This is a genomic window from Halomonas sp. 5021 (assembly GCF_036663435.1).
GTDB lineage: Bacteria > Pseudomonadota > Gammaproteobacteria > Pseudomonadales > Halomonadaceae > Vreelandella > Vreelandella janggokensis.
This window is the reverse complement of record NZ_JAXOVU010000003.1, coordinates 51,087-66,855: the sequence shown is the minus strand read 5'-3', so window position 1 is coordinate 66,855 and position 15,769 is coordinate 51,087. Positions and strand designations below refer to the sequence as shown.

Here is a 15,769-nt window from a genome sequence, read left to right as displayed (position 1 = left end):
ATGCCTCAAACGCTTCGCAGCCGCTTTGCGCTGACACTTGCTATCGTCGTAATGCTGGGGGCGACAACGCTGCTGTGGGTAACATCAGGGATGACGACCCTGGCACTGTGGTTGCTGGCACTTGCCAATCTAGCTGCCATGCGCGGAATCTGGCCATTGGCATGCCTGCTTGCTTTTGGCGTACTAGGGATGCTCGCACCGGGCATGCTCAGCTACCTGCTGCCCGAAGCCTGGCTACCCACCGCCAGTTGGCAACGACTGGCCGAGCACTTTTTACCGGATGCGACGACTGAAACACTCAGGGCGCCGCTACTCACGACGGTCGCCCTGCAACTGACTGCGCTCAGTCTAATTCTGCAGTTACGCGCGCGACTGGGCGCACCGTTATTAAGCGCTTCGGCCGCGCTTTTACTCGGCCTGCAAGGCATTGAACCCGCCCTGTATCCTGGCTTCTCCCCCCTGCTCGACTACGCAACGTCCTGGCCCGTGCTAATCCTCCACGCGGCCCTTTTGACCGCACAGGTGATTCATGCCCTTCCCTATTGGCGAGGCAAGCGACGCTATTTGGCTGTAACGTTATGGTCAACGCTTGCCGTGGTCGGCTTTTCGTTGCTGCTTTGGCAACAGCTTCACCTGCACGCCGAACGCGCGCTCTACCAGCGCGCCGAGACCCGCGTACAAACCCTGGCAACACAGCTCAGCCGCGAAATTACCGCCCATCTCGACGCCATGCGCCGCTTTGCGCGCACCTGGGAGCTTCAGTCGGCGCCCCCCAGTTATGCCCAATGGGTCCAGCAGGCAGAAGGCTATCAGAAAGACTTTGACTACCTGATCAACATGGCCTTCATCACACCTGACAGCGGTATTCGACAGGTATACCCCGCTACACCGCTCAACCTGAGCACCCTGGGGCTACGCCTTTTCGACGCACAGCCAGCAGGACGTCGCGCGCTAGAGCCGGCATTAAATGGCGAGCGCGAGGGCAGCACCGATATCATCCAGCTACTCCAAGGCGAACGCGGCATGATCCACTATTTGCCCGTCAAAAATGAGCAGCAAGCGCCCATAGGCGCGGCGGCCATGGTCATAAGCTTCCCCCAGTTGGCTGATACCCTCTTCAAGCAATTAACGGACGCTGAAGGTATTATCCAATGGCACAGCGACGAGCAGATACTCGCCGTCTACGGCGATACCAGACACCCGGGCCCATGGATTTACCACCACCAAGTGATGCTTGGCGATAAGGCGCTGACACTCTCGGATCGACCGCGACGCAACTACCTGCTGAGCCAGCTCCCCCGGCTGCCCACCTTGAGCCTCGTGCTGGGCCTGACATTTGCCTATCTCGTGTATCTGGTCATCTATAGCTTCAAGCGCCTGGGTTACCAACATCGCGCCATGCTGCAAAGCAATACTTCGTTGCAGCAGGAAATACGCACTCGCAGTCAGTTACAGCGCGAGATTGAATGGCTGGCTAGCCATGACGAGCTAACCGGCATCCCCAACCGGCGCCACTTTCTCGACCACGTCAGCGCACACCGGTCAAAGCGGCCACTCAGCCTGGCGCTGTTTGATATTGACCACTTCAAGCGCGTCAACGACCAATTGGGTCATCTGGTAGGCGACGACTACCTGGCACACATCGCGTTGCTGGGAGAGGCGCTTATGGAACAGCATGGCGGTATTTTTGCGCGTTACGGTGGCGAGGAATTTGTCGCCTTGCTGCCCGGCCTGAACATGGACGCCGCCCGAAAGCTGGCCGATACGCTGCGCTTGCAGGTTATCGATACCTGCTTGACCCATGCCGATGGCAAGCCAATCACTCTGAGCGCTGGGGTCGTGAGTGTCACCGACCCTCAACCGTTCGACATGACGCGCTTGATGCAAACCGCCGACAAAGCCCTTTATCGTGCCAAGCGGGAAGGGCGTAACCAAATCGCCACCGGCGGCATTGACGACTAGGCTATCGGTCTGCCTCGTTCCGCCTGGCGGCAAAAAAAGCTTTTAAGCACTTGCTTGCCTGCCCCACCAATACCCCACCCCGAACATCGATGGCATGATTGAACCACGGCTGCGCCAGCAGATTGGCTTTAGACTCCACCATTCCCGTGCGCGGCTCGGCAGCTGCGTAGACCAGGCGGCGCAGGCGAGCGTGGATCATCGCCCCAACACACATCATGCAGGGCTCCAGCGTCACGAATAACGTACAACCGGACAAGCGATAGTTACCTACCTGCCGGGCCGCCGCGCGAAGAGCACGAACCTCTGCATGACCACTGGGGTCACAACTGGATACCGGGGCATTGCCAGCTTCACCGATAATCCTGCCATCAGCGTCAACCACCACGGCCCCCACCGGCACTTCGCCCATTTCAGCCGCCAGATGCGCCTGGTCCAACGCCCGGTGCATGTAAAATTCATCGCTGCGAATCACAGCAAACTCCGTTAAGGTAACAAAACGATCGTATGAACGGCGCCATTGAGCGCCGCCGAATGAGAGACTACAGGATACCCAGAATGGCAGACGCGCTGAATACGCTGGTCAACTTGCTTGAGCTTGAAGCCCTTGAAGACACCCTTTTTCGCGGCCAAAGTCAGGACTTGGGATTCCCCCAACTCTACGGCGGGCAGGTATTGGGGCAGGCGCTCGCCGCCGCCAGTCGCACCGTGCCCGTCGAGCGTCGCCCGCATTCCCAGCACGGCTATTTCCTGCGCCCCGGAGACCCCCACCGACCGGTGGTCTATCAGGTGGATACCATTCGTGACGGGGGCAGCTTCACCACACGCCGCGTGACAGCAATTCAAAAGGGCCGCCCGATTTTTTTCTGCAGTGCCTCGTTTCAGAGCAACGAAACAAGCTTCAGTCATCAGCGCGCAATGCCTGAGGTGCCGACTCCCGAATCATTGATAGACAGCGGTGATGTCAAGCATTCTCGCTTCCCTGGCCACCCGATCGAGTTTTTGCATCTCAAGGGGAATCCAGATCGGTCACACCCTGCCGGTCAGTGCCTGTGGTTTCGCCTGGCTGGCAGCCTGCCCGATGACGCGGCCCTTCACCGTCATTTGCTCTCCTACGCGTCCGACTTTAACCTGCTGACCACCAGCCTGACGCCCCACGGCATCCGCTATACCGATCCGCAGCTGCGCATTGCAAGCCTGGATCATGCCCTCTGGTTACACGAAGACACCCGCCTGGACGATTGGCTACTGTACGTTATCGATTCGCCGTGGGCAGGCAGCGCCCGCGGACTTGCGCGGGGGCATATCTACCAGCGCGACGGCCGCCTGGTTGCCTCTACCGCCCAGGAAGGCCTGACACGCTATTCCACCGCTGACTGAACGACCAACGCCCGCTGGATAGCGGGCGTCAGAATAAACAGTCGCGGATATTGCGGGCTCTATTCGCCGTAAACGTCATTAATTGACTGTAGTGGATAGTGCGCCGGATATGGCTTACGTGCCACGCCAGAATCCACCGCGGCCTGAGCCACCGCCGAAGAAACCCGCGCCAGCAACCTTACATCGACGGGCGTGGGAATGATGTACTCGCGGCCAAATTGCATCTCGGTGCGTTCATAGGCATCCAGCACCTCCTGGGGAACCGGCTCGCGAGCCAGGTCCTTGAGTGCATGAACCGCCGCCAGCTTCATGGCCTCATTGATGCGCGTCGCGCGCACGTCGAGGGCGCCGCGAAAGATAAACGGGAAGCCCAGGACATTATTCACCTGATTGGGGAAATCGGAGCGGCCGGTTGCCATGATCACATCCGGACGCGCCTCGCGAGCAACATCGGGATGAATCTCGGGATCAGGGTTAGTGCAGGCGAAAATCACCGGATCCGGCGCCATTGTTTTCACCTGCTCAGCTGACAACAAGCCAGGGCCTGACAAACCGATAAACACGTCGGCGCCATCGATGGCGTCATCCAGGGTGCGCATGTCCGTATCACGGGCAAACTCGGCCTTGTATTCATTGATGCCTTCGCGATCGCTGTGAATAACCCCGCGCCGGTCAAGCATGATCAGGTTTTCCTTACTCGCCCCACAGGATACCAGCAGTCGCATACAGGCAATGGCCGCCGCACCTGCGCCCATGCAAACGATCTTGACGTCTTCGATGGTTTTACCCGCGATATCCAGCGCGTTCAGCATGCCCGCGGCGGTGACAATCGCCGTGCCGTGCTGATCGTCATGAAACACGGGAATGCTGCAACGCTCAATCAGCGCCTTTTCGATCTCAAAACATTCAGGTGCCTTGATATCTTCCAGATTAATGCCCCCCCAGGTATCGGCGATGCGGGCCACGGTGTCAGTAAACGCCTGCGCGCTTTCGGCATCCACCTCGATATCCACCGAGTTGATGCCGGCAAAACACTTGAACAGCACGCCCTTTCCTTCCATCACCGGCTTGCTCGCCATTGGCCCCAGATTGCCCAACCCAAGGATCGCACTGCCGTCGGAAATGACCGCGACCAGATTCCCTTTGCCGGTATATCGGTAGGAGTTTTCGGCTTCGCGAGCAATCTCCCTGACCGGCTCGGCCACCCCAGGACTATACGCCAGCGCTAAATCCCGTGCCGTCGCGGTGGGTTTGGTCAACTCCACCGACAGCTTGCCGGGAATCGGCTTCGCGTGATAATCCAAGGCGGCCTGCTTGTTTGCATCGGTCATGGTCAAGGGTCCAGTTACATAGAAAGGAGATAAGTGGTGCCAGAATATAGAAAAACCCCGGCCCGCTCAAGCAAGCGGTAAACCCGGCATAAAAACGGTCGTTTAATCGACGTTTACCCTCATTTCGTAACATTTCAAACATTTTTAGTGAAATTTACACGTAAACACTTCAACGGTAACGATTGTTTTTATTAATGCAATGCAGCATTTATGGAAAATTTTTCCATTTTATCCTGGCATTTGGCTATTACCTGTTGCCAACGCTCTCGTCACGCACAAAAAAACCCACGCCTTGGCGTGGGTTTTCGCAAGCCCTGGGGCTTTCGATATGGCAGGTCCGTAAAGGATCAGCCGCGCTTGATAGCAGCGCCGAAACGCTTGTTGAAGCGCTCTACACGGCCACCGGTGGTCGCTTGTTTCTGCTTACCGGTGTAGAAAGGGTGGCAGTTGGAGCACACGTCCAGGGAAAAATCCTGACCCGACGTGGAGCCCACCTGGAAGCTGGCACCGCAGGAACAGTTGGCGGTGACCGTGTTGTAATTCGGATGGATACCTTGTTTCATCTTGAGCCTCATCAGCGGTATGCCGCCACCTGATCTCGTGCCAGGCACCGCATACGGGTTTAAAAAAACGACTAACCGGTTAATCGCTCCTTCGTTTAAAGTCAGAGCGGCCGCGTATTCTAGCAAAACTAATGCCGGAGGCCAATTGTCCGACGCTGTTTCCGCCCAGGTGCTCAAAATCGCCCTGCCGTCGCCCTTGCGACGCCTGTTCGACTACTTGCCCAACCGCCAGACACCGCCTGGCGGTTGGCAGCCAGGATTGCGCGTCCGCGTCCCGTTCGGCCATCGCGATGTCGTCGGTGTGGTCGTTGAACTGGCGGACCACACCGACCTGTCGCACGCCCAACTGCGCAGCGTCAGCGAAACGTTGGACGATGCTCCCCTGCCCGCCGATTGGCTATGGCTTTGCCAGTTCACGGCACGCTACTACCAGCATAGCCTGGGCGATACCCTGGCCATGGCCATGCCTGCACGGATGCGCCAGGGCCACCCCATGGCCGGACGCACGCAAACACTTTGGCGGGCGTCGGGCCCGCCGGGCGATGACCGCTTGAGCCGCGCCCCGAAACAGGCGGCGTTACACGCGCTGTTGCAACAGCATCCCCATGGTTTGCCGGGACGCGCGGTCAATGCGCATGGATTTAGTCGCGACCAGTTGCTCGCGCTGGAAAAAAAGGGCCTGGCCGAGGCACAAGACATTACCCTCACCGCCCCCACGCCACCCGGCGGCAGCCTGCTGGCGAGCCCTGCGCTGCCGCTTAACCGGGAACAGGCGACGGCGCTGGCCGCCCTGCATGAAAAACTCGATGACTACCACCCTTGCTTACTGGAAGGCGTTACCGGCAGCGGCAAGACCGAAGTTTACCTGCAACTGATCGAGGCCGTGGCAGCCAAGGGAAAGCAGTCGCTGGTACTGGTCCCCGAAATAGGCCTGACCCCACAGACGCTGTCACGCTTCAAAAGCCGCTTCCGCGTGCCCGTCGTGGCATTGCACTCGGGACTTACCGACCCCGAGCGACTGGACGTCTGGGAGGCGGCAGCCTCCGGGCGGGCCTTGATCATCATCGGCACCCGATCAGCGATTTTCACCCCACTCGCCAACCCCGGCGCGATTATCGTCGATGAAGAGCACGACGGTTCCTATAAGCAACAGGACGGTTTGCGGTATCACGCACGGGACCTGGCCGTGGCCCGTGCCCACCACCATAAAATACCGCTGTTGCTGGGTAGTGCCACACCGTCTCTGGAAAGTCTACAGCAAGCATTAACCGGAGCTTACCGGCACTTGCGCTTGACCCAGCGGCCCAGCCGTCACCCGCCCGCCAAACTCGAACTGGTGGACATGCGTCACCAGCGGCGCCAGGGCGGCCTATTACCGGCCTCCCTCAGCGCCATCAAAAATACCCTGGCCGCTGGCAAACAGGTGCTGATTTTCATCAACCGGCGAGGCTTTGCGCCGACACTGGCCTGCCACAGCTGCGGCTGGCTCGCCGAATGCGGCCAGTGTGATGCCCGCATGACCCTGCACCGCCAGCCACCGCTGCTTGCCTGCCACCACTGCGACAGCCGCCGCGCCCTGCCAGACGCCTGCCCGGAATGCGACAGTGGCGATTTACGCGCCCTGGGCAGCGGCACGGAACGTACCGAGGAGACCCTGCAAAGCCTTTTCCCCAAGACCAAGGTGCAGCGCATCGATCGCGACAGCACGCGGAAAAAGGACAGTTTCGAGCAGATGCTCAAGGAGATTCAGCGTGGCGAACCCTGCCTGCTGGTGGGCACACAAATGCTCGCCAAGGGCCACCACCTCCCCCATGTGACGCTGGTGGTGGTGGTCAATGCCGATGGTGGACTCTACGCAGCAGATTTCCGCGCCCTGGAACACAGCGCCCAACTGCTCGAACAGGTCGCCGGACGTGCTGGACGAGCGGCCCACCCAGGGCGCGTGCTGGTACAGACCCTGCATCCCGACGATCCGCAACTGGGCCAGCTTGCCGAACACGGCTATGGCACACTGGCGCGCAACCTGCTGGAAGAGCGCCGCCTCGCCCAGTTGCCACCGTTTTGCTTTATGGCACTACTGCGTATTGAAAGCCCCAAAGAGGAAGCAGCTCTTGGCCTGGCCCGGCAGGCCGCCCAGGCTCTGCGCCAATGGCTATCCAATAGCGACACACCCGCACGCTGCCTGGGACCGGTGCCCGCCCCCATGGAGCGCCGCCAGAACCGTTACCATCTGCAAGTCATGCTGACCGCGGATAAGCGCAGCCAGCTCCACGCCGCCGCCAGTTGGCTGACACAATGGCTTGAAGCCAACCGCGACGCACGCCGGGTTCGCTGGTCGATTGACATTGATCCACAAAGCTTGTCCTAGATGCCAGCCGACACACCGCTTTGAAACTGCGCCTCAATTGCCGATAATGGGGCACCTTGCCGCTGAATAGCGATGCGTGCATGCCCACGCCGCCACTGATAACACCCGGATACTTAAATGAAAGACACGATTAGTTCACTGCTCGACGGCGCGGTCTCCGCGCTCAAGCACCAAGGCGTGCTGCCCGCTGATCTAGCGCCCACCATCAAGGTGGACCCCACCAAGGACAAGGCTCACGGAGATTACGCCACTAATCTGGCGCTGATGCTGGCCAAGCCCGCCGGCATGAAACCCCGCGAGCTGGCTGACGCCCTGGTAGCGGCGCTGCCGCCGAGCGACGCCATCCAGAAAACCGAGATTGCTGGCCCTGGATTCATCAACTTCTTTGCTGCCTCGGACGCCGCCGCGCAAATTGTCGCCCAGGTGCTCGACAGCGGCGATGCCTTTGGTCGCAGCCTGATCGGCAGGGGTGAGAAAGTGCAGGTCGAGTTTGTCTCCGCCAACCCCACCGGGCCACTGCACGTGGGCCATGGCCGCGGCGCTGCGATCGGCGACTGCCTGTGTCGCCTGCTCGATGCCAGCGGCTATGACGTGACCCGCGAGTTCTATTACAACGATGCGGGCGCGCAAATTGCCAACCTGGCAGGTTCGGTACAGGCGCGCGCCAAAGGCCTGGGTCCTGACGACCCAAGTTGGCCGGAAGACGGCTATCGCGGTGAATACATCGTGGATGTTGCCAGGGACTTCATGGCGGGCAAAACGGTGAGCGCCGATGATCGCGAGGTCACCGCCAATGCCGACGCCGATGACCTTGACGCGATTCAAGCCTTTGCCGTGGCCTGGCTACGCCGGGAGCAGGACCTCGACCTGAAGGCGTTCGGCGTCGAGTTCGACGTGTACTTTCTGGAGTCTTCGCTATATGCCAACGGCAAGGTGGATGCCACGGTCGAACAGCTCATCGCCGCAGGCCACACCTATGAAGAAGACGGTGCCATGTGGCTGCGCACCACCGACTTCGGCGACGACAAGGACCGCGTGATGCGCAAGCGGGAAGGCGGCTATACCTACTTCCTGCCCGACGTGGCCTACCACCTCGACAAGTGGCAGCGAGGCTTCACGACGGTGATCAACGAGCAGGGGGCCGACCACCACTCGACCATCACCCGGGTACGCGCCGGTCTGCAGGCGCTGGATGTCGGCATCCCCAGGGGTTGGCCGGATTACGTGCTGCACCAGATGGTGATGGTGACCCGCTCCGGCGTTGAAGTAAAACTCTCCAAGCGCGCGGGAAGCTACGTCACTGTGCGCGATCTGATCGACGAAGTGGGCCGCGACGCGACGCGTTTCTTCCTGGCCGCCCGCCGGGCCGACTCGCAACTGACTTTTGATATTGACCTGGCACGCTCCCAGTCCAATGACAACCCGGTCTACTATATTCAGTACGCCCACGCCCGGGTGTGCAGCATGCTGCGCAAGGCCGAAGCGGCGGAGCAGCCTTTCGATCACGACCTTGCCATGGCCAATCTGGCCCTGCTGGACAGCGATCAGGAACGCGCCGTACTCAATCGCCTGGCCCGCTACCCGGAAGTCATCGAAAACGCCACCCACAACCGTGAACCCCAGCAGGTCGCCCAATACCTGCTTGACCTAGCAGGTGATTTCCACACCTGCTATAACGCCGTCAAGGTCATGGTTGAAGACGACACCCTTCGCAACACACGCCTGGCGCTGGGCCTTGCGACCCGCCAGGTGCTACGTAACGGCCTGGATTTAATGGGGGTCAGCGCCCCCGAGGAGATGTAACCCATGGCGAGCCCGCGTAAAAAGCCCGCCCGCCGCGGCGCTACCAGCCAGCGCAAACCGCCCCGCCCCTCAAGCGGTGGATTCCGTTTACCCGGCTGGCTATGGGGTCTAGCGGGCATGGCGGCCGGTTTCTTTCTGGCCCAACACCAGCATGGCACAGCCCCCTGGCAGGACACCGCGGATGACGCCACCCAAACGACGTCTGAATCAAGCGCTGAGGAGCGGAATGCACGTGAGGCCGCCCGGGAAACCGAAGACTCGACAGAGCCCTCCATGCCGACCTTCGAGTTTTACACCCTGCTACCTGAAACCGAGGTGATTGCCCCCGGCGTGGCCCCTCCTTCAAGCGTTGAGACGCCGACTGCCGCCGAAGCCGATAGCCCCAGCAGCGATGGCGACACCGTCGACGATCCCATCGCCCAGGTGATCGCGGCCAATATGCGCCCGGAAGAACAGGTCACCACCGCGCAGCAAACGGCCAATGAAGACGGTGCCCGCTACGTGTTGCAAGCGGCATCGTTTCGCGAGCTGGACGATGCCGAACAGTTGCGTCAACGGCTGCGTAACTTGAGCCTGCTGGCACAGATCAGCGAGATCCAGGCCGACGGCAGCACTTGGCATCGTGTGCAGGTGGGTCCTTACGAGGATACCCGCGAACTCAACCGCGCTCAGGACTTAATGGCCACCCAAGGCATTGAGCCGCTGCTGATTCAACTGCAAAACTGACAAACTCACTCCCCAATGACGTGCGGGCGGTTGATTTTTTATCGACCGCCCGCATTTTGTTGAGAACTGCTTAAAGAGGGTCGAGCACCGACCCGATCGTCATCGGGAGCAAGCCTCCCCCCAAGGAGTTACCTCCATGACCACCATCGTATCCGTGCGTCGCGGAAACCAAGTCGCCTTAGCGGGTGACGGCCAGGTATCACTGGGCAACACCGTGATGAAAGGCAATGCCAGCAAGGTACGCCGCCTCTACCGGGGCAAGGTACTGGCGGGCTTTGCGGGTGGCACCGCCGATGCTTTCACCCTGTTCGAACGCTTTGAAGCTCAGCTTGAAAAATACCAGGGGCACCTCACCAAGGCTGCCGTCGAGCTTGCCAAGGACTGGCGCACCGATCGCGCCCTGCGCCGCCTCGAAGCCCTGTTGGCCGTGGCCGACCACAGTGCTTCCCTGATCATTACCGGCAACGGTGACGTCGTCGAGCCCGAGCGCGGCATTATCGCCATTGGCTCAGGCGGCAACTATGCCCAGGCAAGCGCTCGGGCACTGCTGGAAAATACCGAATTGGGCGCCCGGGAGATCACTGAAAAATCCCTCGCTATCGCTGGTGACATCTGCGTGTTCACCAATCACCACATCACGCTTGAAGAGCTGAACACCAACGAACGTTGAGGCCCCTTATGACCCAGATGACCCCCCGCGAAATCGTCCACGCCCTGGACCAATATATTATTGGACAACAGGATGCCAAACGCGCCGTTGCCATTGCGTTGCGCAACCGCTGGCGCCGCATGCAGCTCGACGATGAGCTGCGCCCGGAGGTTACGCCCAAGAACATCCTGATGATCGGCCCTACCGGCGTGGGTAAAACCGAGATTGCCCGTCGCCTGGCCAAACTGGCGCGCGCGCCGTTTATCAAGGTGGAGGCTACCAAGTTTACCGAGGTTGGCTATGTGGGTCGCGACGTCGAATCGATCATTCGCGACCTGATCGAAGCGGCCATCAAGATGGTCCGCGAACACGCCAAGGAAGAAGTCGCCCACCGGGCCGAGGATGCCGCCGAAGACCGCATTCTCGATGCGCTACTGCCCCCACCCCGCGGCCAGGAAGACAAGCCGCGCGAGGATAACGGCACCCGCCAGACGTTCCGCAAGAAGCTGCGTGAAGGAGAACTGGACGACAAAGAAATCGATATCGAGATTTCCGCCCAGGGTCAGGGGATCGACATCATGACGCCCCCCGGCATGGAAGAGATGACCAGCCAGTTGCAGAGCCTGTTTTCCAACATGGGCCAACAGAAGCGCGAGACACGCCGCGTCAAGGTCAGAGAAGCCTTCGGACTGTTGCGCGATGAAGAGGCCAGCAAGCTGGTCAACGAGGAAGAGATCAAGGCCCGCGCCGTGGAAGCGGTCGAGCAGCATGGTATCGTTTTCCTGGATGAAATCGACAAGGTCGCCAAGGGCAGTGGCCAGTCGAGTGGCGGCGACGTCTCCCGCGAGGGTGTGCAGCGCGACTTGCTACCGCTTATCGAAGGATCGACCGTCTCGACCAAGTACGGCATGGTCAAGACCGACCACATCCTGTTTATCGCCTCCGGTGCCTTCCATCTGTCGCGGCCATCGGATCTGATCCCCGAGCTGCAGGGCCGCCTGCCCATCCGCGTCGAGCTGGATGCGCTGACACCCGGTGACTTCAAGCGCATCCTGACCGAGCCGTCTGCCTCGCTGACCAGGCAGTACACGGCCTTGCTGGCCACTGAAGGACTGAACGTCGAGTTCACCCAGGACGGCATCGAGCGCATCGCCGAAATCTCCTGGCAGGTCAACGAGGGCACCGAGAACATCGGCGCGCGGCGCCTGCATACCGTCATGGAGCGTCTACTGGAAGAGGCTTCGTTCAAGGGTGGCGACATGGAAAGTCCGCTACTGATTGACGCCGATTACGTGAATGCCCAACTCGGTGAGCTAGCCGTCGACGAAGACCTGTCGCGCTATATTCTGTAACCTGTCGGCTCGGCAGGGATGCCGAGCCTTGGCGCGCCACCAATGGCCGCCGACACCCAGCTGCTTTTGAGGTGTATCATGACTGCTCCCACCCCCACCCGCGTTCACTACCACAAGTCGACCCGCGAGCTTGAGCTCGGCTACGCCAATGGCGAAAGCTATCGCCTGCCGGTGGAACTGCTGCGCGTTTACTCACCTTCTGCCGAGGTACGCGGCCATGGCGGCGATACCGCGGTGCTGCAGGTCGGCAAAAAGGATGTAGGGCTGCAGAACATTACCCCAGCGGGCAACTACGCACTCAAACTGCACTTTGACGACGGTCACGACAGCGGCCTGTTCAGTTGGAACTATCTCTATGACCTGGCCCAGCATCAAACGGCCTACTGGGAAAACTACCTGCAACGGCTTGAGGAGGCCGGGGCCTCCCGCGAGCCTGCCAGTATCCAGTTCAAACAGCTGTGACGTAACGCCCATAGCAAACGCAGACAAGCCGGGGCGGACAAGGCTACAATGCTGACAACCTTATTAATGCGGCGACCGCTGGGTCGACGCTCATCGCCTCGAACTCTGGAGCCAGAGCCCCATGAGCCCCACGGATAAACGCACGACCGATTTTGGTTATCAGGAAGTTCCTCTCGACGAAAAAGCCTCTCGGGTAGCCGACGTTTTCCACTCGGTCGCCGCACGCTACGACGTCATGAACGACCTGATGTCGATGGGCATTCATCGTGTCTGGAAGCGCCTCACCATTGAGCGTGCCGGCGTTCGGCCAGGTCACCACGTCCTCGATATCGCGGGCGGCACCGGTGATCTGACGCTTAAATTTTCGCGCCTGGTCGGCCCGCGAGGCAAAGTCGTGCTTGCCGATATCAACGCCTCCATGCTCAACGTTGGTCGCGACAAGCTGATGGACAACGGCGTGGGCAGCAACGTCGAGTATGTACAGGCCAACGCCGAATGCCTGCCGTTTCCCGACAACAGCTTTGACTGCATCACCATCGCGTTTGGCTTGCGTAATGTCACCGACAAGGACGCCGCGCTACGTTCCATGGCAAGGGTCCTCAAACCCGGCGGACGCCTGCTGGTGCTGGAGTTTTCCAAGCCTAGCAATGCGCTACTCACCAAAGCCTACGACGAATATTCTTTCCGCCTGTTGCCGAAAATGGGCGAATGGGTGGCAGGCGACGGCGAAAGCTACCGCTACCTGGCCGAATCGATTCGTATGCACCCCGATCAGGAGACGCTGAAAGGCATGATGGAAAATGCCGGTCTCGAGCGGGTGGAGTACACCAACTTAACCGGCGGTATCGTGGCACTGCACCGCGGCATCAAGCTATGACACCAACCACCGAGAGGTCAGCATGCTGCTAACCCCGACCCTGTTGCTGGCCGGATGTGAACGCACGCTGAACGCCCTGCTTGCCCGTGACCCGGCGTCACCAGCGCGGCTTGCCCAGCTCTCGGGTAGTCGGCTGCTCGTGCGTTTCGAACAGCCTCAGTTCGCCCTGGTACTTCATTATCACGCCGCCGGGATTGACCTGCTGCGCGCCGACGATATTGACGAACGCCACGTTGATGCCGTCGTGGAGCTGACTCCGGAAACCCTGTCAGCCTGGATTGGCGGCACGTCGATCGAGCAGTTGATGTTTGAAGGCAAGCTGGCGATACGCGGCCAGGTGCATTTACTCGAAGCGACGCGCACGCTGCTTCTTGACCTGGATCTCGACTGGGAAAACGAACTGGCACGTTGGTTGGGGGATACGCCTGCCCACTCACTGGCCGAGGGGGTGCGGCGAGCGGCTGACTGGGGGCTGCGTACCAAGGACGAGTTGGTGCAGGATGTCTCCGAGTACGTGTTTGAAGAAGCCCGCTTACTGCCCGGCCGCCAGCAGCGCGATGTATTACGCGACCAGTTGACCGCGCTCGAGGTGGCGACTGACCGTCTGGAAGCCCGATTCAAGCGCCTCGAGCGACGGCTGCGAGCAGGAGCACGCCCATGAGTTTGCGGTTGTTTCGCATCAGTTGGGTGATGGCCCGTTACCGCCTGGATACGCTCCTCCCGCTTGATCGGTTTCCCTGGTGGTTGCGCCTTCTGCTGTGGTTCTCGCCACTGCGCCTGATGCCCGTCGGCCATCGCACGCGCGGCGAGCGCCTGCGCCTCGCGCTGGAAACACTGGGACCGATTTTTATCAAATTCGGCCAGATGCTCTCCACCCGACGCGACTTGTTACCCGAAGACATTGCCGACGAGCTCAGGCGCTTGCAAGACCAGGTGCCGCCCTTTCCGGGTGAGCAGGCCGTGACCCGGGTGGAAAAAGAACTCGAAATGTCGCTCAGCGATGCCTTTGCGTTCTTCGACACGGCGCCTCTGGCCTCGGCTTCCATTGCGCAGGTTCATGTCGCCCAATTACATAGCGGCGAAGACGTGGTGGTCAAGATCATTCGACCCGGCATCGAGCGCATCATGCGTCAGGATATGGCGTTGATGTATCAGGTGGCCAAACTCTTGGCCAAGGTACCCGAAGCCCGACGTCTACGCCCGGTGGAAGTCATCAGGGACTACGAGGCCACGCTTTTCGATGAGCTTGACCTGTATAAGGAGGCCGCCAACACCTCTCAGCTCAAGCGCAATTTCAAAGACTCCCCGCTGCTGTTTGTACCGACCATCTACTGGCCGTTTACCCGCCGCCACGTCATGGTCCAGGAGCGTATTCGCGGCGTGCCCGTCGCCGACCTCGACACCCTCAAGGCCAACGGTACCAATCTCAAGAAGCTCGCCGAGCGCGGTGTGGAAATCTTCTTTACCCAGGTGTTTCGCGACAATTTCTTCCATGCCGATATGCACCCCGGCAATATTTTCGTCAACTGTGATAACCCGGAAGATCCGCAATATATCGCCATTGACTGCGGTATTGTCGGCAGCCTGACACGGGAGGATCAGGATTACCTGGCCCGCAACCTGCTGGCGTTTTTCCATCAGGATTATTACGAAGTCGCTGCACTGCACATTGAATCGGGCTGGGTGGGCGAAAACACCCGCGCCAACGAGTTTGCAGCGGCGATTCGCACGGTTTGCGAACCGATTCTGGAAAAACCGTTGAAAGATATATCCTTCGGCCAGGTCCTGCTGGGGCTGTTCCAGACCGCACGGCGCTTTAACATGGAAGTACAGCCCCAATTGGTACTGTTGCAGAAGACCTTGCTCAATATTGAGGGCCTGGGCCGACAGCTTTACCCTGACCTGGACCTGTGGAGCACGGCAAAACCCTATCTCGAGCAGTGGATGAAAGAACGGGCGGGCGTCGGCGGCCTATGGCGCTCGTTGAAGCGCCAGGCACCGGAACTGTCGCACCAGTTACCCGAGCTACCGGTACTGGCGCATCAGGCGCTCAGCCGCATGGAGCACGAGCACCGCCAGCGTCACCAGCAGACCTCTGCCATCAGCGACATGCAACAGCAAATGGCTCGCCAGGGCAAACGCCAGCATCGCCTGCGTATTGGCCTGGTTCTGCTAGGCCTGGCACTGGCCTGGCAGCCACTGAGCCAATGGGCAGGCAGTCAGCAATGGCCGGTGCTTGTCGCAGCCGCCATCGGTCTGCTGCTGCTGGTATGGCAATAGTTCAAGAACCCGAGGATCC

Annotated in this window: 14 protein-coding genes; 11 read left to right on the top strand and 3 right to left on the bottom strand. The window is 60.2% G+C overall.

The genetic code is table 11. The annotated features are described in order from the left end of the window. Positions 1-1,962 (top strand): GGDEF domain-containing protein, encoded by a 1,962-nt coding sequence (locus tag R3F64_RS07170; protein ID WP_332610658.1) that lies wholly within the window; start codon positions 1-3, stop codon positions 1,960-1,962. Between the two features lies 1 nt (position 1,963). Here R3F64_RS07170 and tadA read toward each other — a convergent pair whose 3' ends face one another. Further along, positions 1,964-2,431 (bottom strand): tRNA adenosine(34) deaminase TadA, encoded by a 468-nt coding sequence (gene tadA, locus R3F64_RS07165; protein WP_332610893.1) that lies wholly within the window; start codon positions 2,429-2,431, stop codon positions 1,964-1,966. An 86-nt stretch (positions 2,432-2,517) separates the two neighbouring features. Here tadA and R3F64_RS07160 point away from each other — a divergent pair, with 86 nt between their 5' ends. Then, positions 2,518-3,339 (top strand): acyl-CoA thioesterase, encoded by an 822-nt coding sequence (locus tag R3F64_RS07160; protein ID WP_085917071.1) that lies wholly within the window; start codon positions 2,518-2,520, stop codon positions 3,337-3,339. A gap of 59 nt (positions 3,340-3,398) precedes the next feature. On the opposite strand, the gene R3F64_RS07155 is transcribed toward R3F64_RS07160, so the two are convergent. Next, complete coding sequence (locus tag R3F64_RS07155; RefSeq protein WP_332610657.1) at positions 3,399-4,670, bottom strand: malic enzyme-like NAD(P)-binding protein; 1,272 nt, start codon at positions 4,668-4,670, stop codon at positions 3,399-3,401. 347 nt (positions 4,671-5,017) lie between these two features. Further along, positions 5,018-5,233, bottom strand: a complete 216-nt coding sequence (gene rpmE, locus R3F64_RS07150; RefSeq protein ID WP_044630499.1) for a 50S ribosomal protein L31 — start codon at positions 5,231-5,233, stop codon at positions 5,018-5,020. A 19-nt stretch (positions 5,234-5,252) separates the two neighbouring features. Between rpmE and R3F64_RS07145 the strand changes: the two genes are divergently transcribed. The 9 genes from R3F64_RS07145 (at position 5,253) to ubiB (ending at position 15,750) form a co-directional block, all read left to right on the top strand. Then, complete coding sequence (locus R3F64_RS07145; RefSeq protein WP_332610891.1) at positions 5,253-7,601, top strand: primosomal protein N'; 2,349 nt, start codon at positions 5,253-5,255, stop codon at positions 7,599-7,601. Positions 7,602-7,718: 117 nt separating this feature from the next. After that, entirely contained in the window at positions 7,719-9,404 is a 1,686-nt protein-coding gene (gene argS, locus R3F64_RS07140) for an arginine--tRNA ligase (RefSeq protein WP_332610656.1), read from the top strand. 3 nt (positions 9,405-9,407) lie between these two features. After that, positions 9,408-10,130 (top strand): SPOR domain-containing protein, encoded by a 723-nt coding sequence (locus R3F64_RS07135; protein ID WP_332610655.1) that lies wholly within the window; start codon positions 9,408-9,410, stop codon positions 10,128-10,130. Positions 10,131-10,266: 136 nt separating this feature from the next. Then, positions 10,267-10,800: an ATP-dependent protease subunit HslV gene (gene hslV / locus R3F64_RS07130; RefSeq protein ID WP_066318308.1), complete on the top strand. Its 534-nt coding sequence runs from the start codon at positions 10,267-10,269 to the stop codon at positions 10,798-10,800. 8 nt (positions 10,801-10,808) lie between these two features. Continuing rightward, on the top strand, positions 10,809-12,131 hold the full coding sequence (gene hslU, locus R3F64_RS07125; RefSeq protein ID WP_085917068.1) for an ATP-dependent protease ATPase subunit HslU: 1,323 nt from the start codon (positions 10,809-10,811) through the stop codon (positions 12,129-12,131). 78 nt (positions 12,132-12,209) lie between these two features. Continuing rightward, positions 12,210-12,593, top strand: a complete 384-nt coding sequence (locus R3F64_RS07120) for a gamma-butyrobetaine hydroxylase-like domain-containing protein (RefSeq protein ID WP_066318303.1) — start codon at positions 12,210-12,212, stop codon at positions 12,591-12,593. Between the two features lie 121 nt (positions 12,594-12,714). After that, entirely contained in the window at positions 12,715-13,470 is a 756-nt protein-coding gene (ubiE, locus tag R3F64_RS07115) for a bifunctional demethylmenaquinone methyltransferase/2-methoxy-6-polyprenyl-1,4-benzoquinol methylase UbiE (protein WP_085917067.1), read from the top strand. A 22-nt stretch (positions 13,471-13,492) separates the two neighbouring features. Beyond that, on the top strand, positions 13,493-14,131 hold the full coding sequence (locus R3F64_RS07110; RefSeq protein WP_085917066.1) for a ubiquinone biosynthesis accessory factor UbiJ: 639 nt from the start codon (positions 13,493-13,495) through the stop codon (positions 14,129-14,131). Next, positions 14,128-15,750, top strand: coding sequence for a ubiquinone biosynthesis regulatory protein kinase UbiB (gene ubiB / locus R3F64_RS07105; protein WP_085917065.1), 1,623 nt, complete (start codon positions 14,128-14,130; stop codon positions 15,748-15,750). Before R3F64_RS07110 ends, ubiB begins: the two co-directional genes overlap by 4 nt. Positions 15,751-15,769: the final 19 nt, after the last annotated feature.